General features: G+C 61.1%; 20 protein-coding genes. 7 read left to right on the forward strand and 13 right to left on the reverse strand.

Translation table 11 applies throughout. From position 1 onward, the window contains the following. Positions 1 to 36: 36 nt before the first annotated feature. The 7 genes from I6L33_RS12905 to I6L33_RS12935 form a co-directional block, all read right to left on the reverse strand. Positions 37 to 1,218, reverse strand: coding sequence for an MFS transporter (locus I6L33_RS12905; protein ID WP_043170022.1), 1,182 nt, complete (start codon positions 1,216 to 1,218; stop codon positions 37 to 39). A gap of 566 nt (positions 1,219 to 1,784) precedes the next feature. After that, the gene (gene dkgB / locus I6L33_RS12910) at positions 1,785 to 2,588 is read right to left on the reverse strand and encodes a 2,5-didehydrogluconate reductase DkgB (protein ID WP_216972650.1); all 804 of its coding nucleotides are present in this window, start codon (positions 2,586 to 2,588) and stop codon (positions 1,785 to 1,787) included. A gap of 46 nt (positions 2,589 to 2,634) precedes the next feature. Further along, entirely contained in the window at positions 2,635 to 2,931 is a 297-nt protein-coding gene (locus I6L33_RS12915; protein WP_216972651.1) for a putative quinol monooxygenase, read from the reverse strand. 176 nt (positions 2,932 to 3,107) lie between these two features. Beyond that, on the reverse strand, positions 3,108 to 3,473 hold the full coding sequence (locus tag I6L33_RS12920) for a VOC family protein (RefSeq protein ID WP_216972652.1): 366 nt from the start codon (positions 3,471 to 3,473) through the stop codon (positions 3,108 to 3,110). Between the two features lie 20 nt (positions 3,474 to 3,493). Then, positions 3,494 to 3,880: a DUF6404 family protein gene (locus I6L33_RS12925; protein WP_017779401.1), complete on the reverse strand. Its 387-nt coding sequence runs from the start codon at positions 3,878 to 3,880 to the stop codon at positions 3,494 to 3,496. A 137-nt stretch (positions 3,881 to 4,017) separates the two neighbouring features. Next, positions 4,018 to 4,239 (reverse strand): hypothetical protein, encoded by a 222-nt coding sequence (locus tag I6L33_RS12930; RefSeq protein ID WP_156559979.1) that lies wholly within the window; start codon positions 4,237 to 4,239, stop codon positions 4,018 to 4,020. A 57-nt stretch (positions 4,240 to 4,296) separates the two neighbouring features. Then, entirely contained in the window at positions 4,297 to 4,683 is a 387-nt protein-coding gene (locus tag I6L33_RS12935; protein WP_216972653.1) for a DUF6404 family protein, read from the reverse strand. A 190-nt stretch (positions 4,684 to 4,873) separates the two neighbouring features. Between I6L33_RS12935 and I6L33_RS12940 the strand changes: the two genes are divergently transcribed. Further along, positions 4,874 to 5,776 (forward strand): LysR substrate-binding domain-containing protein, encoded by a 903-nt coding sequence (locus I6L33_RS12940; protein WP_005299545.1) that lies wholly within the window; start codon positions 4,874 to 4,876, stop codon positions 5,774 to 5,776. A 92-nt stretch (positions 5,777 to 5,868) separates the two neighbouring features. Here the strand turns inward: I6L33_RS12940 and I6L33_RS12945 are convergent, their stop codons facing one another. The 4 genes from I6L33_RS12945 to I6L33_RS12960 form a co-directional block, all read right to left on the reverse strand. Further along, a complete protein-coding gene (locus I6L33_RS12945; protein ID WP_216972654.1) occupies positions 5,869 to 6,105 on the reverse strand; it encodes a hypothetical protein in 237 nt (78 codons plus the stop codon). Between the two features lie 186 nt (positions 6,106 to 6,291). Further along, on the reverse strand, positions 6,292 to 8,268 hold the full coding sequence (locus I6L33_RS12950; protein ID WP_216972655.1) for a methyl-accepting chemotaxis protein: 1,977 nt from the start codon (positions 8,266 to 8,268) through the stop codon (positions 6,292 to 6,294). A gap of 196 nt (positions 8,269 to 8,464) precedes the next feature. Next, complete coding sequence (gene glpK, locus I6L33_RS12955) at positions 8,465 to 9,967, reverse strand: glycerol kinase GlpK (protein WP_005299552.1); 1,503 nt, start codon at positions 9,965 to 9,967, stop codon at positions 8,465 to 8,467. A 54-nt stretch (positions 9,968 to 10,021) separates the two neighbouring features. Continuing rightward, on the reverse strand, positions 10,022 to 10,870 hold the full coding sequence (locus tag I6L33_RS12960; RefSeq protein ID WP_005299554.1) for an MIP/aquaporin family protein: 849 nt from the start codon (positions 10,868 to 10,870) through the stop codon (positions 10,022 to 10,024). Between the two features lie 487 nt (positions 10,871 to 11,357). On the opposite strand from I6L33_RS12960, the gene glpT reads away from it, so the two are divergent. The 6 genes from glpT to tyrA all read left to right on the forward strand — a co-directional run bounded on the left by glpT (position 11,358) and on the right by tyrA (position 19,211). After that, positions 11,358 to 12,713, forward strand: coding sequence for a glycerol-3-phosphate transporter (gene glpT / locus I6L33_RS12965; protein WP_216972656.1), 1,356 nt, complete (start codon positions 11,358 to 11,360; stop codon positions 12,711 to 12,713). A 101-nt stretch (positions 12,714 to 12,814) separates the two neighbouring features. After that, positions 12,815 to 13,573: a DeoR/GlpR family transcriptional regulator gene (locus I6L33_RS12970; RefSeq protein ID WP_216972657.1), complete on the forward strand. Its 759-nt coding sequence runs from the start codon at positions 12,815 to 12,817 to the stop codon at positions 13,571 to 13,573. 320 nt (positions 13,574 to 13,893) lie between these two features. Further along, complete coding sequence (gene glpD / locus I6L33_RS12975; RefSeq protein WP_216972658.1) at positions 13,894 to 15,381, forward strand: glycerol-3-phosphate dehydrogenase; 1,488 nt, start codon at positions 13,894 to 13,896, stop codon at positions 15,379 to 15,381. Positions 15,382 to 15,480: 99 nt separating this feature from the next. After that, a complete protein-coding gene (glpQ, locus tag I6L33_RS12980) occupies positions 15,481 to 16,560 on the forward strand; it encodes a glycerophosphodiester phosphodiesterase (protein WP_095592995.1) in 1,080 nt (359 codons plus the stop codon). Positions 16,561 to 16,879: 319 nt separating this feature from the next. After that, positions 16,880 to 17,953, forward strand: coding sequence for a 3-deoxy-7-phosphoheptulonate synthase (locus I6L33_RS12985; RefSeq protein WP_010634379.1), 1,074 nt, complete (start codon positions 16,880 to 16,882; stop codon positions 17,951 to 17,953). A gap of 118 nt (positions 17,954 to 18,071) precedes the next feature. After that, the gene (gene tyrA, locus I6L33_RS12990; protein WP_010634378.1) at positions 18,072 to 19,211 is read left to right on the forward strand and encodes a bifunctional chorismate mutase/prephenate dehydrogenase; all 1,140 of its coding nucleotides are present in this window, start codon (positions 18,072 to 18,074) and stop codon (positions 19,209 to 19,211) included. Positions 19,212 to 19,281: 70 nt separating this feature from the next. On the opposite strand, the gene hdfR is transcribed toward tyrA, so the two are convergent. Both hdfR and I6L33_RS13000 read right to left on the reverse strand, forming a co-directional pair. Then, on the reverse strand, positions 19,282 to 20,157 hold the full coding sequence (gene hdfR / locus I6L33_RS12995) for an HTH-type transcriptional regulator HdfR (protein WP_005299567.1): 876 nt from the start codon (positions 20,155 to 20,157) through the stop codon (positions 19,282 to 19,284). Next, the gene (locus I6L33_RS13000) at positions 20,157 to 20,513 is read right to left on the reverse strand and encodes a DUF413 domain-containing protein (protein WP_010634377.1); all 357 of its coding nucleotides are present in this window, start codon (positions 20,511 to 20,513) and stop codon (positions 20,157 to 20,159) included. The genes hdfR and I6L33_RS13000 overlap by 1 nt, the downstream gene beginning before the upstream one ends. Positions 20,514 to 20,569: the final 56 nt, after the last annotated feature.

Raw genomic sequence — 20,569 nt, forward strand, 5'->3', positions numbered from 1 at the left:
GCTCGTTTTTATTTTGCAGAACAAAGGCCTGCGGTTTCAGTACTGGGGGCAGGCCTGTGCCATCCGGGCGGCTTGCCGCTCGCTGACATGGGTGAGGCCATAGGCCAGCAGCACGATCAGCGCGCCGATCCAGGGGGTGTGCATCAGGCCCAGGTGCTCCACCACCAGGCCGCCGACCACGGATCCCAGCGCGATGCCGACGTTGAAGGCGGCGATATTGAGGCCGGAGGCCACATCCACCGCCCTGGGGGTGTGCTGCTCGGCCTGTTTCACCACCAGCACCTGCAGGCCCGGTACGTTGCCAAAGGCAAAGGCGCCCCACACCAGCACGGTGAGCACTGCCAGCACCGGGTGGGGCGCGGTGAAGGTGAGCACCAGCAGCACCATGGCTAGACCGGCAAACAGCAGCTTCAGCGCAGGCAGCGGGCCCATGCGATCGGCCAGCTTGCCGCCCCAGATATTGCCGACGGCGACCGACACCCCGTACACCAGCAGAATGAGGCTCACCGCGCCGGCGCTAAAGCCGCTCACCTGCTGCAGGATGGGGGCGAGGAAGGTAAAGGCGGTGAAGGCGCCGCCGTAACCGAGCGCTGTCTTGGCGTAGACCAGCAGCAGCGGCTTTTTGGTCAGCACCGAGAGCTGCTCGCGGATGGTCGAGGCCGCCCCCTTGGGCAGGTTATTGGGGATCAGCAGCAGGCTGCCCACCATGGCGACCAGCCCCAGCAGGCTCACCACCAGAAAGGTGTCGCGCCAGCCGAAGACCTGACCAATCCAGGTGCCGAGCGGGACGCCGGTCACCAGCGCGATGGTGAGGCCGCTGAACATGATGGCGATGGCGCTGGCCGCTTTCTCTTTGGCCACAAGACCCGTGGCGATGGTGCTGCCCACCGAGAAGAAGACCCCGTGGGCCAGTCCTGTCAGGATGCGGGCCAGGATCAGGCTCTCGTAACCGGGGGCCTGCCAGGCGAGCAGGTTGCCGGCGGTAAAGAGCGCCATCAGCCCCACCAGCAGCCACTTGCGCGGCACCTTGCCGGTGAGTGCCGTGAGTACGGGGGCGCCGATGGCCACCCCAAGGGCATAGAGGCTGACCAACAGGCCCGCCGAGGGGAGCGAGACATTGAGCTGCTCGGCGATGGTGGGGATGAGCCCCACGATCACGAATTCGGTGGTGCCGATCGCAAAGGCACTTAAGGTAAGGGCAAACAACGCCAGTGGCATAACAACTCCTTGGATAGGGACTCCCGACGGGAGAGTGGCGCCAGTATGCCGAGGGCGTTTGTTGGCAAAAATGACGGCGACATCAAATTACTTTTGCCAAATCAGCAGCAATGGAATCGTGGAAGGAGGAGTGGCTGAGGCAACGCGGCAAGAGCAGGTCGTAGCGCGTGAGGTGGGGGCAGAGACAACGCGCACGGCAGCAATCCATGCATAGCGAGCCAGGACAACGAGAAAAAAGGAAAGAGGAAAGAGTTAAGAAACAAAGGGTTGAGGGAAGGCACTGGGGGAGCGGCACGGGCGGCCGTGGCGCTGTGTTGGAAACAAAAAAACGGGAGGCATGATGCCTCCCGCTCAGGTTCTCGTCGATGTTGTCGGGTTTTCTTTGCTCCCTTCTCCCCTTGCGGGAGAAGGGTTGGGGATGAGGGGGGCCTGATGACCTAAAAATAGGATCTTGCCCTCACCCTGACCCTCTCCCGCAGGGAGAGGGGATAGCCCGTGGCTGCAATAGGCTCGTGCGGGTTGCCGCTATCCGCCGCCTAAGCGAGAGGCCATGGCTCCACTCCCGTTTAATCCCAATCTGGCGCAAAGTCCGGGTTGGCGCAGCGCTCGCCCCGCTCCAGGGTCGCGATGGCGGCCATCTCCTCGGCTGTGAGCGTGACCTTCAGCGCCACCAGGTTGGCGGCCAGGTTCTCCCGCTTGGTGGAGCTCGGGATCACCGTCATGCCCTGGGCCAGCAGCCAGGCCAGCGACACCTGGGCCGCCGAGACGCCGTGGCGCTGGCCAATTTCCATCAGCAGCGGCTCGGTGAGCACCTTGCCATAGGCCAGCGGCATATAGGCGGTGATGGCGATGCCGTGATCTTTGCAGAACTCAACTACCTTGCGGTTTTGCAGCAGCGGGTGGATCTCCACCTGCTGGTGGGCGATGGCGCCCGGCCCCAGAATGTCGATGGCCTGTTTGAGCTGGGCCACGGTAAAGTTGGAGACCCCGATCTCGCGGGTCAGACCCCGGGCCTTGGCCTCGGCCAGCTGCTCCAGATAGACCGTCATCGGCACCTCATCCCTGGGGGAGGGCCAGTGGATCAGCGCCAGATCCAGATAGTCGGTGCCCAGTTTTTCCAGGCTCATCTCCAGGCTCGGGATCACCTTGCCCGGACCAAACTCGCTGGTCCACACCTTGGTGGTCAGGTAGATATCCTGGCGGGGCACGCCGCTCTCGCGCATCAGCTGGCCCACTTCGGCCTCGTTGGCGTAGATCTGGGCGGTATCGATATGGCGGTAGCCAAGCTCGAGCCCCTGCAGCAGGGAGTCGCGCAGGGGTTGGCCGGTCAGGCGAAAGGTACCAAGACCCAGGTTGGGCATCTTCATCATTTATTCCTCGAATGGGTTGCAAGAATGCGCTCGGCGGCGCGGCACATCAGGCGTCCAGCGGCTGATAGCGGCGAATGGTGCTGCCGGCAAACCAGGGCTCGGCCGTGGTGACAAACTTGGTGAAATGGGGTTGGCCCTGATGGGCGCTGAGGGCGGCATCGCTCTCCCACACCTCGTAGAGCATCCAGCCGTGGGGATTGTCCAAATCCTGATGCAACTGGTAGCGCAGGCAGCCAGCCTCCTGCAAGGTGGCCGCGATCAAGGGGTCCAGGGCGGCGCGAAACTGGGGGGCGAATTCGGGTTTGGCTTCAAGCTGGGCAATCACAATCACGGGTGAAGACATCTGAACCTCCTTGCAAAAACGAAGGGTCAGTATGCCCACCGTGACTTGCCCGAAACAGGGCCTCTGTCGCAAAACACTATTGAGATAAGAGCAGCAATGAATGGGCCGGGGCGAGGTGGCGGTGAGGAAGTCAGGAAGGTAAAAGGAGCAGGGAGCGCCGGGGCGCCCCCTTGTTATCAGGTATTGTCTGGCTCCGACCAGACCGCAAATTCATTGCCGCTGGGCTCGACAAAGTGAAAGCGGCGGCCACCGGGAAAGTCGAACAAGGGGCGAACTATGGTGCCCCCTGCGCTGGTCACCTTGGTCTGGGTTGCGACAATATCGGCACTGTAGAACACCAGCAGGGCGCCGCCTTGCGCACTCTGGCTGCAGAGGTCTGCGCGATAGAAGCCTCCATCCAGCCCTTCTCCCTCGAAGGCGCAATAATCGGGGCCATAATCGGCAAATTGCCAGCCGAAAGCGGCCTGAAAGAAGGCCTTGGTGGCGGCAAGATCCCTGGCCGCAAACTCCACATAGTTCAGTTTTTCATGGGCCCTGGTCATGAGGGCCTCCTTGTCGGTGATTATTTCGGTTGCCAGCGTTTTTGCGTGCGGATCGTGGAGTGGGGCAAAGCGTCCCAAGGAGTCAGTTTGAGCTGCTTGCGCCGAAACCAGAGCCAGGTCGCCATCAGCAGACCAAACCCTATGCCAAACAGCAGGCTCTGGCGCAGGGCGAATGCTGGCGTTACCTCATGTTGCCAGCCGAAGAACCACATCAACACCCCCCAGATAGCGCCAGTGGGGATCCCCAGAGCAAGGACATTGACCAGAAAGCGTTCGTAGTGGGGCGGCCTGATGGTAAACCCAGCCTTTCGTAGCAGCCAGGTGATCGGCGGGTTGTAGTTGAGCGTCTGCACGCCCTTCTCTGCCAGCTCCCGGTGGGCGGCCGCCAGTCTACGTTCGAATTCCATGATGTTTTTCCTTGAGGTGTTTGGTGCCATACGATGCCTGCTTGCCGCATTCTACTGGCAAACCCCGAGTGGCATGTGAGCGTGCCGTCACGTTATCTCCTCGTCGTGGCCTGGCCATCTCAGGCAGCGGTTACCCATCACGCCAGGGCCGCCATGATGGCTGGATGAAGCCTTCTAGCGACCACCATGCCAAGTAAAATGGAGATGAAGAGAGGGAGAGGATCCCGGCTGCGTCGATAGCTGCGCCAGTTGCCATTATGGTGGCGGAACAGCCGGTAGGTGAGAACCACAAGACAAATTGCGGTTTGAATGAAGCAGTTAACTGAAAAACTGATCATGAATTTGACGAAATCGGGCAAGGTGGGGGTCCGTATCTGTAGCCTGTATTACATCTGGTGCCAATTTGCAGCGGGGTTTCAGCCTTTTCCTGCCGCGCTTTCACGGATGGGTTGGCGTGCTAGCTGTTCCCATGGGGTCAAATCAAGCTGCCTGCGCCTTTGCCAGAGCCTGATTGAGGTAACGAGGCCAAACAGACCAGCGAATAGAGCTGTGCTGAACAAGGATGATACGAAGGATCTTCCCTCTGGGTGCCAAACGAACATCCACATAATCAGACCCCAGATCGGCGCGATACTGAGGCTGGCATAAAGAAAATTGACCAGCCAGCCCGCGTAATAAGGTGGCTTGACGGTGCAGCCGAGTTTGCGCAGCAGCTTGAACCCCCATGGGTTGTAGTCGGATTCCTTGATGCCTTGGTCAGCCAGAGTCTGATGGGCGATGGTCAGTCGTTCTTCAAATGTCATTGATGTGTCTCATATCAATGTGGCGTCATATGATGCCTTTTTTGCGGCATTCTACGGATTAAGCAGGTTGAGGGATAGCGCGCATATCTGGTTTTTCTCCCTGAAATGCCGGCACGGCTGCCAGAGCGCCCTTGCCAACCCAAGGACATTACGCCTATAAAGGCCCATTACTCTTGTCTGGATTGCAGCAATGAAGACCCATTCTGATGAACTGACCCTGTTTGTAGCTGTGGTGGAGGCGGGCAGCTTTCGCCAGGCGGCGGAGAACCTCGGCATGGATAATTCGGTGGTGAGCCGCGGCATCAAGCGGCTGGAAGAGAAGCTCGCCACCGTGCTGCTCAATCGCACCACCAGGCGGGTCAGCCTGACCGAGGAGGGGGGCTGGTTCTATCAGCGGGCGGTGAAGATCCTGACCGAGATGAGCGAGGCGGAGGGGCTGCTGCTGATGCGCCGCGAGCAGCCGGAGGGGGTATTGCGGGTCGATGCCGCCACTCCTTTCATCCTGCACCGGCTGGTGCCCATCATCGGCGAGTTTCGCCGCCGTTATCCCGCCATCGAGCTGCAACTGCACAGCTCCGAGGGCTTTATCAACCTGATGGAGCGGCGGGTGGACATGGCCATTCGCATCGGCGAGCTGACAGATTCTTCTCTGCGGGCGCTGCCGCTGGGCCGCTCGCGGCTGCGGCTGCTGGCGTCCCCCGACTATTTGCGCGAGCACGGCACCCCGCGCCAGCCGGCGGATCTGCTGAGCGGGCACGAGCTGCTCGGCTTTTTGCACCCCGATCACCTCAACCACTGGCCGCTCTTGAGCCAGGAGCAGGGAGATCGCTTTCCCATCACCCCGACCCTGCGGGCCAGCAGCGGTGAAACCCTGCGCCAGCTGGCGCTGCGGGGGCAGGGGATCGTCTGTCTGTCGGATTTCATGACCGGGCCGGATCGGACGAGCGGGGCCCTGGTGGAGGTGCTGGCCCGCAGCAACAGCGGCGCCTCGCGCCCCATCAATGCTGTCTTCTACTCCGATGCCCAGCGCGACATCCGGCTGCGGGTCTGGCTCGATTTCCTCAAGGAGCAGCTGGGAAGCCATGCCCTGTGATCCTGCGGCCGGGTGAAGAGGGCAGGGGCCGATCCGGATAAGCAGACGGCCGCCTCAAGGGGCGGCCGTCTACCTGGGAAGGTGGGGTGGGCTTAGCGGGGCAATCTGCCCCATACCCGGCTGAGCAGAGCGCCACCGATGGCAGGCGGCATGGCCAGCAAAAGCGTCCAATACCAGGGGAGCTCAGCCAGGGTGGCGGCCAAGACGATGCAGGTGAGCACCAGCAACTGGGCAACCATCATCAGCAAGGTGCCTTCACGGGGGGTCAGCGCCGCCTTGTGGGTGGCACTGGCTCGGGCGGCGGGGGTGTGAGTGGTGGTCGGCTTCATGGCGATGTCCCTGGGTTGCGTCTGATATGACTCAACGATGACTAGCAATGGCCGTTCCAAATTTTTTCGTGTTACTTATCAATCAGTTGTGTATGTGCGTGCCATTCCCGTTTAGGGAGTGATGCAAAATCGTTCGCAAAATGAAAACGCCACCCCAGGGTGGCGTCTTGTCTGACCGACAGCGGTTCAACCGATCCGGTATTGGCGGATCTGCTCGTCTATCGCCTTGGCCAGTTCGAACAGCTCGCGACTGGCGGCATTGCTCTCTTCCGCGTGTTCGCGCTGGTGCTCGGCCACCATGGCCAGCTCGTCCAGCGCCGCTCTGGCTTGTCCCATCTGCTGATCCTGCGCCTGGGCCAGCGCGCTGATCTCGTTTATCTCGAGGGCGGTCTGCTTGATCTGGCGGCTGGCATCCATCAACACCGCCCTGGCCTGATGCATGCGGTCATGGCTCTCTTCACTCAGGGTGCGGGAATCAGCCATGGAGCCGCTGGCCTGGCGGGTGCCCTCCTGCAGGCGCAGGATGAGATCCTGCACATCTTTGGTAGCGGTCTGGGTGCGCACCGCCAGCTGGCGCACCTCGTCGGCCACCACGGCAAAGCCGCGCCCCATCTCGCCCGCCCGCGCTGCCTCGATGGCGGCGTTGAGTGCCAGCAGGTTGGTCTGGTTCGAGACGTCACGGATGAGGTTCATGATCTGGGTGATGTTGTTGCTGTCCTTGACCACCTCTTCGAGCAGAGCGGAGGAGCTGCCGATGCTGCTGCGCAGGGTGTCGAGCTGCTGGGCACTCTGACTGACGTCCCGCTCGATGGCGAGCATGTGGTCGGCGATGCGGTGGGTCACCTCATTGACCCCTTCCGAACGACCGGCAATCTGCTCGGCATTGTCACCGATGAGGGCGACCACATTGCTCAGCTCCTGGATGCTCTGGGCCTGCTGGCAGGCCTCTCCTGCCAGGGCCTGCGCCTGATGCAGGGATTGGGAGGACTGGGCCGAGAGGGCGCTGCCTGACTGCTGGAAGCGGGAGAAACTCTGGTTCAGGCTCTGGATCAAGCGGTTGAAGCTCTGCGCCATCTGGCCTAGCTCCGACTGATCCGAGAAGTCGAGGCGGGTCGCCAGATCCCGATCGGCGGTGATGTGGTGCATGCCGTCGGCAGCCTGGCGAATGGGGCGGCTGATGGAGTGGGCGAGCCAGGCGGAGGCCAGCATGGCGAGCCCGCCGATAGCCAGCGACACCATGATGATAAGCCGGCGGGATTCGCTGCGTCCCTCCTCCAGTTCGGCTGCATTGATCTCGCCTATCAGCAGGCGATTGAGTGCCGGAATGTAGCGCACGGCGATCAGATAGGTCTCTTTCCCAAGCGTCAGCGCCTGGACCGCGACCTGTTCTCTGGCTGCCGGGATCAGCGTCCTGACGGTGTCGAGGAAGGCGCTCTGATGGTGGGCAGCCTCTTTGAGCTCCTGCTCTGGGTGGATCTCGATATGACCCTCCATGTCGGCCAGATAGACCTGCCCGCTCTTGCCTATCCGGTAGCTGCTGATGAGTTTGCGCAGTGCGCTCATGTCGATGGAGGTGCCGGCCACCGCCAGAGTCTTGCCCTCTGCCGTGACGGCGGTATTGATATAGAGGGAGGCACGCTTGTCAAAGTCGGAGATGTCGAGGTTCAGCTCGTAGGGCTTGCCCCGTTTCAGAAAGCCGTAAAACCACTCGTCTTTGGGATCCGATGCGCTCAGTCTCTTCTGGGCCGTGGTGCCGTTGCTGAAGTTGAGCAGGGTGGCGCTCTGGCGCGGCGCGATAAACACATTGCCCCCGATGCGTTGCTGCAGTGCCAGAAAATAGCGCTCCATGATCGGCCACTGCTCGGCGGGCATCTCCTGGCTCAGCCAGTCGATGACAAAGCTGTTGCCGGCCAGTGCCTCGGCTTCGGTCAGGTGCTGGGTCAGTTCGGCGGTCAGCTGGTTGGCGATGCGCTCCACGCTGCTTGGCAGCTCATAGCGCTCCACCCGCTGCTGTGCCTGGTCGTGGGAGATCTGCTCCAGGATCAGGGTGATGCAGCTGATGGCAATGATCATCAGGATGGCTACTCCGATCAGGATCCGGCTGCGGATCCCGAGCCCCGACCAGAGTGATTGCAATCTAACAAGGTGTATCGCCCGCTCCATAACGCTCTCCTGTATTAAATAAGGTCGCATATGCGACCCAAGAGATGATTATAGATAGATAACTCAATTGAGAATGGCTGACATGAAATCGTCATCAAGGCAGAGGCGGCTGGCAGGGGGCGGCAGGCCATAAAACAAGAGGCCGACATTGCTGTCGGCCCCTTCAGTTTCTATTTCAAGGATATCGGTTGCCCGATCACTCCTCTTCGGCCCAGCGGCGTGAACGCTCCACCGCCTTCTTCCAGCCGTTGTAGCGCTTGGCGCGATCGTCGCGGTCCATCTGCGGGATGAACTCACGGTCCACGCTGAACTTGTCTTCCAGCTCTTCCGAGCTCTTCCAGAAGCCGACGGCGAGGCCAGCCAGGAAGGCAGCGCCCATGGCGGTGGTCTCGATCCGGGTCGGACGCACCACAGGGGTGTGCATCATGTCGGCCTGGAACTGCATCAGGAAGTCGTTGGCAACCGCGCCACCGTCCACCTTGAGGGCGGCCAGCTTGATGCCGGAGTCCTGCTGCATCGCATCCAGCACATCGCGGCTCTGATAGGCGATGGATTCCAGCGCGGCACGGATGATGTGGTTGCGGTTGGCGCCGCGGGTCAGGCCGACCATGGTGCCGCGAGCATACGGATCCCAGTAGGGGGCACCCAGACCGACGAAGGCCGGTACCAGGTAGACGCCGTTGGTGTCGCCCACCTTGGAGGCAAAGTAGTCGGTGTCGCGAGCATCGTGAATGATCTTGAGCTCGTCACGCAGCCACTGGATGGTGGCGCCGCCCATAAACACCGCACCTTCCAGCGCGTAGTTCACTTCCCCTTTCGGGCCGATGGCGACCGTGGTCAGCAGGCCGTTGCTGGAGCGAACCGGCTCGGTACCGGTGTTCATCAGCATGAAGCAGCCGGTGCCATAGGTGTTCTTGGCCATCCCTTTCTCGAAGCAGAGCTGGCCGAACAGGGCAGACTGCTGGTCACCGGCGATACCGGCGATGGGGATGCGGGAGCCGCCGCCACGGGTGGTGTAGCCATACACCTCGGAGGAGGGCTTCACTTCCGGCAGCATGGAGGCAGGGATGCCCAGCTCGTCCAGCATGCGTTGATCCCACTTCAGGTCGCGGATGTTGTAGAGCATGGTACGGGAGGCGTTGGTCGGGTCGGTGACGTGTACTTCACCGTTGGTCATCTTCCACACCAGCCAGGTGTCGATGGTGCCGAACAGCAGCTCGCCGTTCATCGCCTTCTCGCGGGCACCTTCGACGTTGTCGAGGATCCACTTCACCTTGGTGCCGGAGAAGTAGGCGTCCAGCACCAGACCGGTGTTTTCGCGCACGTACTCTTCGAGGCCGCGGGCTTTGAGCTCTTCACAGATGGCCGCGGTACGGCGGCACTGCCAGACGATGGCGTTGTAGATGGGTTTGCCGGTGGCCTTTTCCCAGACGACGGTGGTTTCACGCTGGTTGGTGATGCCGATGGCGGCGATCTCTTCGCTGCGCAGGCCAGTCTTGGCCAGCACTTCGGTGAAGACGGAGGACTGGGTCGCCCAGATCTCCATCGGGTCGTGCTCCACCCAGCCCGCTTTCGGGTAGTGCTGGGTGAATTCGCGCTGGGAGGTACCGACGATGTTGGCGTCCTGGTCAAACACGATGGCACGGGAAGAGGTAGTACCCTGGTCCAGAGCGACGACATATTTCTTTTCAGCAGACATGATGTTCTCCACGTTTTTATTTTCCACGTTTTTACACGTTGGGGAGGGCCGCTCTTAGGCGGCGGCCTCTTCTTTGGCGGTTTGGGCAGCTTGCTCGGTGGCGGCAACACGGTTGCCCGGCACACAGGGAGCCAACACTTTCACATAGAGGGCGGTACCAATCTGGGCGCCGACGATGGGGCCAAGGATGGGGACCCAGAAGTAGGGGTTGTCACGACCACCGGTCAGGGCCACGTCACCCCAGCCGGCCAGGAAGGCGAACAGTTTGGGGCCGAAGTCACGAGCCGGGTTCATGGCAAAACCGGTTAACGGGCCAAGGGAGGCGCCGATCACCGCGATCAGGATACCGATCAGCAGGGCGGCGGCGAAGCCTTTGGGGGCGCCGTTGTTGTTGTCACCCAGTGCCATGATGCCCAGCATCAGCACGGCGGTGATCACCAGCTCGACGGTGAAGGCCTGCATGTTGGAGAGCAGGGCATTCGGGTAGGTAGAGAAGATGCCGGCGGTGCCGAGGCTCTCGACGCTGCCGCGTACCACGTTGTGGGTCACTTCCCACTGGCTGAAAAGGTTACCATAGAGGAAGTAGACCAGCGCCGCGAAGCAGAAGGCGCCAGCCACCTGGGCGATGATGTAGGGCACTACCTTGCGCTTGTCGAACCCGCAGAAGGTCATCAGCGCCAGGGTGACCGCAGGGTTGAGGTGGGCACCTGAGATGCCGCCGGTCACATAGATGGCGATGGCGACGCCCAGACCCCAGGTAATGGAGATTTCCCATTGCCCGAAGTTGGCACCGGCCAGCACCAGTGCGGCCACGCAACCGACGCCGAAGAAGATCAGCAGGCCGGTTCCGATAAACTCGGCGATGCACTCGCCAAGCAGGGTATTGGGTCTTTGTATGCTCATACCGTTATTCCTTATATCCACCCAGAGTAGGTTTGATGTTCCGTTTTGTTGTTTTTCATTCCCATTGTTGCGCCCGAAAACGTTTCTTCTTGTTTTTTGAGCTGGCGCAAACGTTATGCTCGTTTACGCTCGTTCTCGGACGAGAGAGAAAATAAACCGAAATCGACCATTCACCACTCCCTCCCCGCAGGAAATGTGGACAAGATCCCACTCATTGCTAAGAAAATGTGACGGAAAGCAAGTTGATACCGTGGTTATACCACTTAGTGGGTATCCAAAAGCCTTGCTACACAAGGGATTGCGACTGATGAGTGATTACTCATCTGACACTTTCTTTTGTAATAAAACTGCAATATTTCCGACTACATCACAGATTAAATGTTCACATGTGAGCACAATAGGCTCGCTTTCGAATCGGGACTCCTCTGATTGGTCAGCATGGACAGGGCACCCTCAACCGCCCACAACAACAATAAGGAAGCAGAACATGCTTAGTCTCTTCAGGCCTGCACCACACATAGACAGGCTCCCGACCGACAAGGTCGACCCCTTCTACAAACGCATGCGTTGGCAGGTGTTCTTCGGGATCTTCTTCGGTTATGCCGGTTACTACCTGGTACGGAAAAACTTCAGTCTGGCGATGCCTTATCTCATCGAGCAGGGCTTCTCCCGCGGTGATCTGGGCCTGGCCCTGTCCGGCGTCTCCATCGCCTACGGCCTCTCCAAGTTCCTGATGGGGAACGTGTCAGACCGCTCCAACGCCCGTTACTTCCTCTCCGCCGGTCTGCTGCTGTCGGCCGGTATCATGTTCATGATGGGGACCATGCACTGGGCCACCTCCAGCATCGCCATCATGTTCGTGCTGCTGTTCCTGAACGGCTGGGCACAGGGCATGGGCTGGCCGCCCTGCGGTCGCACCATGGTGCACTGGTGGTCGCAAAAAGAGCGGGGCGAAATCGTCTCGATCTGGAACGTGGCCCACAACGTGGGTGGCGGCATGATAGGCCCGCTGTTCATTCTGGGGATGGGCTGGTTCAATGACTGGCGCAGTGCCTTCTACGTGCCGGCCGCTGCGGCTGCCGCCATCGCGGTGATCGCCTTCTTCGTGATGCGTGACACCCCGCAATCGGTGGGCCTGCCGCCCATCGAAGAGTTCAAGAACGACTATCCGAAGGATTACAACGAGAGCCACGAGCAGGAGTTTTCCGCCAAGGAAATCTTCATGAAGTACGTGCTGCACAACAAGCTGCTGTGGTACATCGCGATCGCCAACGCCTTCGTCTACCTCATTCGCTACGGTGTGCTGGACTGGGCGCCGACCTACCTGAAAGAGGCCAAGGACTTCAGCGTCGACAAGTCCTCCTGGGCGTACTTCCTCTATGAGTGGGCCGGTATTCCGGGCACCCTGCTGTGCGGCTGGATCTCCGACAAGATGTTCCAGGGCCGCCGCGCTCCGGCCGGTATCCTGTTCATGGTGCTGGTGACCATTTCCGTGCTGGTTTACTGGTTCAACCCGGCCGGCAACCCGACCATCGACATGATGGCGCTGGTCGCCATCGGCTTCCTCATCTACGGCCCCGTCATGCTGATCGGCCTCTATGCCCTGGAGCTGGCGCCGAAGAAGGCGGCCGGTACCGCGGCGGGCTTCACCGGTCTGTTCGGTTACCTGGGTGGCGCGGTTGCGGCCAACGCCATGCTGGGCTACACCGTTGACCACTTCGGCTGGGACGGCGGCTTCATGGTGCTGACTGCCTCCTGCTTGCTCTCCATCGTGCTGCTGGCGATGACCCTCAAGCACGAGAACGAGTCGATTGCCGCCAAGGCTGCTGTTCATAAGGCATAAAACGTGATCCTGCCCTTATCGATTGGAAAAGGGATCAGGTAAACTGCCCAAGGCCCCGCATCTGCCGGGGCCTTTTTTCGTCTCATCATCGGAGTTCAAGCGTGAAGCAAACCCAACGACATCTGGAGATCCTGGACGTCCTGACGCGGCAGGGCTTTGTCTCGACCGAGGATCTGGTGACCCATTTTGACGTCAGCCCCCAGACCATTCGCCGGGATCTCAACGATCTTGCCGAGCAGAACAAGATCCGGCGCCACCATGGCGGGGCCTCCCTGCATTCGAGTACCGTCAACACCGCCTACAGCGCCCGCAAGGTGATGCAGCTCAAGGAGAAAGAGCGCATCGCCCGGGAAGTGGCCGCCAACATCCCCGACGGCTCGTCGCTGTTCATCGACATCGGCACCACCACCGAAGCCATCGCCCGCGCCCTGCTCGATCACCGCGAGTTGCGCGTGGTCACCAACAACCTCAACGTGGCCAGCATCCTCACCGCCAAGGATGACTTCACCGTCATCATCGCCGGCGGCGAAATTCGCAACCGGGACGGCGGCATCGTGGGGGAGGCGACCCGCGACTTCATCGGTCAGTTTCGGATGGACTACGGCGTTATCGGCATCTCTGGCATCGACAACGACGGCTCACTGCTCGATTTTGACTACCACGAGGTGAAGATCGCCCAGGCCATCATCGCTCACTCCCGCCAGGTGTTCCTGGCCGCCGACCACACCAAGTTCGGCCGCAACGCCATGGTCAACCTCGGCAACCTCAGCCAGATCCACGCCCTGTTCACCGATCAGGAGCCGCCGGAGAAGCTGATGCGGCTGATGTCCCAGCATCAGATCGAGTGTCACATCTGCTGAGTCACCGTTAATCCGCTCCAGCATCAGGCCGCCATCGGGCGGCCGCTTCGTTTTCAGCTTTCCGCCTTTCTGCTCGCCTTCATCCCACTGCCGATGCCGCGCTGATTACCCAAAAAGCGCGAACTCGCTCACAGCCTTGCCCCCGTTTTCCCCATGCCCTGCCGCTTTATCACCGACCGGCAGCATTTTTAGCATTGCCAAAACAATCGCGATCACATTTTCTCCATAAAATGTTCGTTTATCATTTTTTCATGCTCTAATATGAGCGAAATCAAACATTGCGACGGTTTCGCAAGATCAAAATAAGAAAGTAGGTGAACATGAGCGAACATTATGATCTGGTCGTCGTCGGCGGCGGCATCAACGGGGTAGGCATTGCGGCTGATGCGGCAGGGCGGGGTCTGAAGGTTGCCCTGTTCGAGGCGCGCGATCTCGCCTCTGCCACCTCTTCCAACTCCAGCAAGCTGATCCACGGCGGCCTGCGCTATCTCGAACACTACGAATTCCGGCTGGTGAAAGAGGCGCTGGCGGAGCGGGAAGTGCTGCTCGGCATGGCCCCTCACATCGCTCGCCCCATGCGTTTTCGCCTGCCCCATCGCCCGCACCTGCGTCCGGCCTGGATGATCCGCGCCGGCCTGTTCCTCTATGACAACCTGGCCAAGCGCGACAAGCTCAAGGGCAGCTGCGGCGTGCGCTTCCTGCCGCAGGATGGCCTCACCGCCGGCATCAGCAAGGGGTTCGAGTACTCGGACGCCTGGGTCGACGACGCCCGGCTGGTGGTGCTCAACGCCATGATGGCGCGCGACAAGGGCGCCGACGTGCAGACCCGCACCCGCTGCGTCAAGGCGGTGCGCGGCTCCAAACACTGGACCCTGACTCTGGAGCGGGAGGGGGGCGAGCAGTTCAACGTCACCTGCCGCGGCCTGGTCAATGCGGCCGGCCCCTGGGTCAAGACCTTCTATGACGAGAGCCTGCACGAGAAATCCCCACGCGGCATTCGCCTCATCAAGGGCAGCCACATGATAGTGCCGCGCATCCATGAGCGCGAAGAGGCTTATATCCTGCAAAACGAGGACAACCGCATCGTCTTCGTCATCCCTTATCAGCAGGACTACTCGCTGATTGGCACCACCGACGTGGAGCACAAGGGCAGCCCACGCGAAGCCAAGATCAGCGACGCCGAGATCAACTACCTGTGCAAGGTGGTCAACGCCCACTTCACCCGCCAGATCGCCCCCAAAGACGTGATCTGGACCTACGCCGGGGTGCGCCCCCTGTGCGATGACGAGTCCGACTCGCCGCAGGCGGTGACCCGCGACTACACGCTGGAGCTCAGTGGCGAATCCGATGGCGCGCCGCTGTTGTCGGTGTTCGGCGGCAAGCTCACCACCTACCGCAAGCTGGCCCAGGCTGCCTGCAACAAGCTCAAACCCTGGTTCAGCCAGATGGGGGATGACTGGACCGCCAGCAGCCGGTTGCCCGGTGGCGAGTTCGACTGCTCGGTGCGCGAACTGGCGCGCGCCTTTGCGCTGGAGTTCGACTGGCTCGATGATCGCAGCGCCCTGCGCATTGCCGAGGCCTATGGCGCCCATGCCCGCCTCTGGCTCAAGGAGCCCCGTGGTCAGCACTTTGGTGCCGGTCTGTACGAAGCCGAGGTGCGCTACCTTATCGAGCGGGAGTGGGCCTGCACCCTGGAAGACATCCTGTGGCGCCGCAGCAAGCTGGGGCTGCGCCTCTCCGACGCCGAGCAGCAGCAACTGGCTGTCTGGCTGAGCGAACACCACCACGCCCTGCCAAAAGCGAGCTGACCCCCTGCGGGCGGCCTCGGCCGCCCGCCGTAAAACTGCAATAAACCTCTGTTATAACAATAACCTACATCCCATAAACAATAACAAAGAGCACCGCGCATGAAAAAACATACTCGCTCCCTGATTGCCCTTGGTCTGGGGGCTGCCCTGGCATTGCCCGCGCTGGCCGCCGAGGAAGGCAAAATCGTGATCGCCCACCGGGGCGCCTCTGGTTACCTGCCCGAGCACACCCTGGAGTCCAAGGCATTGGCCTACGGCATGGGGGCCGATTACCTGGAGCAGGATCTGGTGATGACCAAGGATGACCAGCTGGTGGTGATGCACGATCACTTCCTCGATGGCATCACGGACGTGGCCGAGCGCTTCCCCGGCCGGGCCCGCCCGGATGGTCGCTACTATGTGGTGGATTTCACCCTGGACGAGGTGCGCTCCCTGCGCATGACCGAGCCGTTCCAGCTGGTGGACGGCAAGCAGGTGCCCGTCTATCCGGCCCGCTTCCCGCTCTGGAAGTCCAGCTTCAAGATCCACACCTTCCAGGAAGAGATCGAGATGATCCAGGGGCTCAACAAGAGCACCGGCAAGAACATCGGCATCTACCCGGAGATAAAAGCTCCCTGGCTGTTCCGCCACGAAGGCAAGGACATCTCCAAGGCGGTGCTCAAGGTGCTGAAGGAGTACGGCTACACCAGCAAGAACGACAAGGTCTATCTGCAGTGTTTCGATACCAACGAGCTCAAGCGCATCAACAGCGAGCTGATGCCCGCCATGGGGATGGACTTGAAGCTGGTGCAGCTGATGGCCGAGACCGACTGGAACGAGACCATGGTCTACGATGCCAAGGGCAAGGCGACCCCCTACAACTATGACTGGATGTTCAAGCCGGGCGCCATGAAGGAGATCGCCGCTTACGCCGAAGGGATCGGCCCCTGGAAGCCGATGATAGTGCCGGAGCCGGGTACCCTGGGCAAGCCGACCTTCACCGGCATGGTGAAAGAGGCCCATGCGGCCGGCCTCAAGGTGCATCCCTATACTTTCCGTCAGGATGAGGGCCAGATCCCGGCCTACGCGAAAGACTTCACCGATCTGCTGAACATCTTCCTCTATCAGGCCGATGTGGATGGCGTGTTCAGCGACTTCCCCGACAAGGCGGTCGAGGTGATCAAGGCGCACGGCAAATAATAAAAGAAGAGCAACACGGGAATGCAAGCGGGGCCAGGTGCCCCGCTTTTTTATGTCTGCTGGCAAGGGAAACCAGTAAGGGTGTAATTATATGTTTACGATTTTGGTGTTTTGAGTATATGGCGAGCACTACTTTCTGGCCGAAAGGGTCTTTTTTGTGGTCATTTATCCATCTGTCAGCGAATAAGTCCGCTAGTTTCACTTGATTGTTTGTTTTTAATTGGTAAGGTGGGGGCGGTTGCGTAACAAAGTGCTGACTTGTGTAAATAAAACTGAACGGTTGGCGCAGTTGGCTTGAAACAGTAGAGAGAATGAGAAAATGCAAAGAGATCCCCTGAACAACATCCATATCCAGTCCGAACAAGTGATGATCACGCCTGCCCAGCTCAAGGAGAAACTGCCCATCTCCGATCGCGCGCTGGCATTCGTGCAAGGGGCCCGCAATACCATCGCCGACATCATCCACCGTCGTGATCACCGCTTGCTGGTGATCTGTGGTCCCTGCTCCATCCACGACATGGACGCCGCCAAAGAGTACGCAACCAGACTCAAAGCGCTGCATGACGCCTATCAGGACACTCTCTACATTGTCATGCGGGTCTACTTTGAGAAGCCACGCACCACGGTCGGCTGGAAGGGCTTCATCAACGACCCGAACCTGGATGGCACCTTCGACGTGGAGCTGGGGCTGCACCGGGCCCGCGAGCTGCTCTGCTGGCTGGCCGAACTGGAGCTGCCGCTGGCCACCGAGGCGCTCGACCCCATCAGCCCGCAATACCTGGCGGAGCTCTTCTCCTGGTCGGCCATCGGTGCCCGCACCACCGAATCCCAGACCCACAGGGAGATGGCGTCCGGCCTCTCCATGCCGGTCGGCTTCAAGAACGGCACCGACGGCAACCTGGGCACCGCCATCAATGCGCTGCAGGCCGCCTCCAGCCCCCACGCCTTCATGGGGATCAACCAGCAGGGCCAGGTCGCGCTGCTGCAGACCCAGGGCAACCCGGATGGTCACGTGATCCTGCGCGGCGGCAAGCACCCGAACTACGATTCGGTCAATGTGTCGCTGGCGGAAGAGGCGCTGGAAAAAGCGGGCCTGCTGCCCGGCCTGGTGGTGGATTGCAGCCACGGCAACTCCAGCAAGGATCACCGCCTGCAGCCCAAGGTGGCTGACAACGTGATCCATCAGATTGAGGAGGGCAACCGCTCCATCATAGGGGTGATGCTCGAATCCAACCTGTTCGAGGGCAACCAGTCCAGCGAGCAGCCCAAGTGCGAGATGCGCTACGGCGTCTCCATCACCGATGCCTGCATCGACTGGGAGACCACGGCCGATCTGCTGGCCCGTTGCCACAGCCAGCTGGCGGCGCCACTTTTGGCCAGAACCAAGGCATAAGCCGTGGTATCTTGTCAGCACTGATTGAACAATCGAGGTGTCACCGGCCGAGGCGGTGGCACCTCGTTGCCTCTTGAATCACAGGGCGTCGCTGCGGGCGGCGCCGCAGGGACCGGATATGGCTGAAGAGTTGAATGCCCTCAGGGACAAAATCGATGCGGTGGACAAGCAGCTGATTGATCTGCTGGCCGCCCGTCTCGCCCTGGTGGGGGAAGTGGGGGAAGTGAAGAGCCGGCATGGCCTGCCCATCTATGCACCGGATCGGGAGGCGAGCATGCTGGCTCGCCGCCGCGCCGAGGCCGAGGCACTGGGGGTGCCGGGGGATCTTATCGAGGACGTGCTGCGTCGGGTGATGCGCGAATCCTATATTCTGGAGTCCGCCAGCGACAAGGAGCACCACTTCAAGTGCATGAAGCCGGACCTTGGCAAGGTGGTGATCATAGGTGGTCAGGGTCAGCTCGGTCGCCTGTTCGGCAACCTGTTCAGCCTCTCGGGCTACCGGGTCGAGACCCTGGGTCAGGCCGACTGGCCGCGCGCCGACGAGATCCTGCAGGGCGCCGGACTGGTGATGGTGGCGGTGCCCATCGACGTCACCTGCCAGGTGATCGACCGGCTCGGCAACCTGCCTGAGAACTGTCTGCTGGTGGATGTGACCAGCGTGAAGGCGGCGCCGCTCGAGCATATGCTGGCGGTGCACAAGGGGCCGGTGCTGGGGCTGCATCCCATGTTCGGGCCGGACGTGGCGAGCCTCGCCAAGCAGGTGATCGTCTGCTGTCAGGGGCGCGAGCCCGCTGCCAGTCAGTGGCTGCTGGAGCAGATGACCATCTGGGGGGCGCGTTTGCAGCAGGTGGAGGCCAGGGCCCACGACGAGGCGATGACCTTTATCCAGGCGCTGCGCCACTTTGCCACCTTTGCATACGGCTGGCACCTCTCCCGCGAGCAGGCCAACCTCGACCGCCTGCTTGCCTTAAGCTCCCCCATCTACCGGCTGGAGCTGGCCATGGTGGGACGGCTGTTCGCCCAGGATCCTCATCTCTACGCCGACATCATACTGTCGTCGCCGCAGAATCTGGCGATGATCCGCCGCTACTACCAGAACTTCGGCGAGGCGCTGGGGCTGCTGGAGCGGGGAGACAGGGAGGGCTTCATCGAGGCCTTCAGCCAGGTTTCGGGCTTCTTTGGCGAGCGGGCGGACGAGTTCCTGCGCGAGAGTCGCACCCTGCTGGCCCAGGCCAACGATCGTCGCCATCATGGCTGACGATGACCAAAAGCAAAAGGGGCCGACAGGCCCCTTTTGCTTTTGCATACCAGCGCGCGTTGCGCTGCCTCTATTCCGGCTGTGGCAAGCGCAGATCGGCGCCATCCCAGCCCAGCGGCAGGGTCAGCAGCTGATCGATCAGCTCCCGGCGATCGGACTTTTCCAGATAGGCGAGGTAGAGCGGACGGCTCAAGGCCTGGGCGCCTTCCACCAGGTGCAGGCGCCCCTGCTCGAGGAAAGGGCTTACCATGCGCCTTGGCAGGTAGGCCGCACCACCGTTGGCCAGCACGAACTGCAGCGCCATGTTGGCAGAGCTCGAGTGCAGCACCGGGGTCTTTTGCAGGCTCTGCAGCCGGCTGGGCTGCGGCTCAAAGCTGGTGCCCCAATCCAGATGAATGTGCGGCATCTGCATCAGGCTGTCGGCGTTGGCCGCGCCATCCCGGCTCACCAGCTCGAACACCAGCTCACCGATGGGGTGCAGGGCAATCTCGTCGATCTTGGTCGGCTCGGAGAGCAGGGCGAGGTCAAGGGAGCGCTCCAGCAACTGGCGGCACAGGTGCTCGCGGGAGGCGGTCTCGAGCCGCACCGCAAGACCCGGGGCCAGGGCATAGACATGGTTGAGCCAGTCATTGAAGTCGAGCTCCCAGAACACCGCGGGGGCGCCGATGGCGAGCTGCTGGCTGAAACCGGGGGAGAGGGCCACATCCTGCTTGGCGCGGCCCAGGGTATGCAAGATGGCGTCTGCGTAGGGCAGCAGACGCTCACCGGAGGCGGTCAGGCGGATGTTGTTGCGATGGCGGGCAAACAGACTGACCCCGAGTTGCTGTTCGAGCTGGCGGATCCGAAAGCTCACCGCCGACTGGGTCAGGTAGAGATTTTCAGCAGCCCGGCCGAAGTGCCGGGTCTTGCTGACCTCGATAAAGGTCCGAAGCAGTTCGGTATCCATTAATCGATGGACTCGTCGCTACCGCTGCCACCTTCAAAACCGCCGCCACTCGCTTCCTCGTTGGCACCGCCAGCGACGGTGCAGAGACGGTGCACGCGCTTGGGACCGATCACCTTCAGATACTTGAACCACACCTTGGCGTGGGGGTTGTTGCCGGCGGCGCCGGACTTGACCTGCTCGATGAAGGCGCTTTCCACGTCATCGCGTGCGGCCAGGTTGCCCTGATAGAGCGCGAGCATGGCGGTACCGTATTTTTCCAGACTGTCCGCTTCGGCCACAGTGAATTCGCCACTGCGACGCAGGCCACGGGGAAAATGTTTGAAGTCGTTGAAACGCTTGTCTGATTCGAAGCTCATAGTGCTCTTTTTCTGGTTAGTTTGACCTTTGCGGGCAAGTATCATCAGGCCGTCGC

The sequence above is a fragment of the Aeromonas sp. FDAARGOS 1403 genome, from assembly GCF_019047325.1.
In the GTDB taxonomy this organism is placed as follows: Bacteria; Pseudomonadota; Gammaproteobacteria; order Enterobacterales; family Aeromonadaceae; genus Aeromonas; species Aeromonas dhakensis.

Bases quoted from the DNA above. Each gene is read 5' to 3' on its own strand.
- I6L33_RS12905 (WP_043170022.1), bottom strand. From the start codon at position 1,218: ATGCCACTGGCGTTGTTTGCCCTTACCTTAAGTGCCTTTGCGATCGGC.
- dkgB (WP_216972650.1), bottom strand. From the start codon at position 2,588: ATGATGAAGATGCCCAACCTGGGTCTTGGTACCTTTCGCCTGACCGGC.
- I6L33_RS12915 (WP_216972651.1), bottom strand. From the start codon at position 2,931: ATGTCTTCACCCGTGATTGTGATTGCCCAGCTTGAAGCCAAACCCGAA.
- I6L33_RS12920 (WP_216972652.1), bottom strand. From the start codon at position 3,473: ATGACCAGGGCCCATGAAAAACTGAACTATGTGGAGTTTGCGGCCAGG.
- I6L33_RS12925 (WP_017779401.1), bottom strand. From the start codon at position 3,880: ATGGAATTCGAACGTAGACTGGCGGCCGCCCACCGGGAGCTGGCAGAG.
- I6L33_RS12935 (WP_216972653.1), bottom strand. From the start codon at position 4,683: ATGACATTTGAAGAACGACTGACCATCGCCCATCAGACTCTGGCTGAC.
- I6L33_RS12940 (WP_005299545.1), top strand. From the start codon at position 4,874: ATGAAGACCCATTCTGATGAACTGACCCTGTTTGTAGCTGTGGTGGAG.
- I6L33_RS12945 (WP_216972654.1), bottom strand. From the start codon at position 6,105: ATGAAGCCGACCACCACTCACACCCCCGCCGCCCGAGCCAGTGCCACC.
- I6L33_RS12950 (WP_216972655.1), bottom strand. From the start codon at position 8,268: ATGGAGCGGGCGATACACCTTGTTAGATTGCAATCACTCTGGTCGGGG.
- glpK (WP_005299552.1), bottom strand. From the start codon at position 9,967: ATGTCTGCTGAAAAGAAATATGTCGTCGCTCTGGACCAGGGTACTACC.
- I6L33_RS12960 (WP_005299554.1), bottom strand. From the start codon at position 10,870: ATGAGCATACAAAGACCCAATACCCTGCTTGGCGAGTGCATCGCCGAG.
- glpT (WP_216972656.1), top strand. From the start codon at position 11,358: ATGCTTAGTCTCTTCAGGCCTGCACCACACATAGACAGGCTCCCGACC.
- glpD (WP_216972658.1), top strand. From the start codon at position 13,894: ATGAGCGAACATTATGATCTGGTCGTCGTCGGCGGCGGCATCAACGGG.
- glpQ (WP_095592995.1), top strand. From the start codon at position 15,481: ATGAAAAAACATACTCGCTCCCTGATTGCCCTTGGTCTGGGGGCTGCC.
- I6L33_RS12985 (WP_010634379.1), top strand. From the start codon at position 16,880: ATGCAAAGAGATCCCCTGAACAACATCCATATCCAGTCCGAACAAGTG.
- tyrA (WP_010634378.1), top strand. From the start codon at position 18,072: ATGGCTGAAGAGTTGAATGCCCTCAGGGACAAAATCGATGCGGTGGAC.
- hdfR (WP_005299567.1), bottom strand. From the start codon at position 20,157: ATGGATACCGAACTGCTTCGGACCTTTATCGAGGTCAGCAAGACCCGG.
- I6L33_RS13000 (WP_010634377.1), bottom strand. From the start codon at position 20,513: ATGAGCTTCGAATCAGACAAGCGTTTCAACGACTTCAAACATTTTCCC.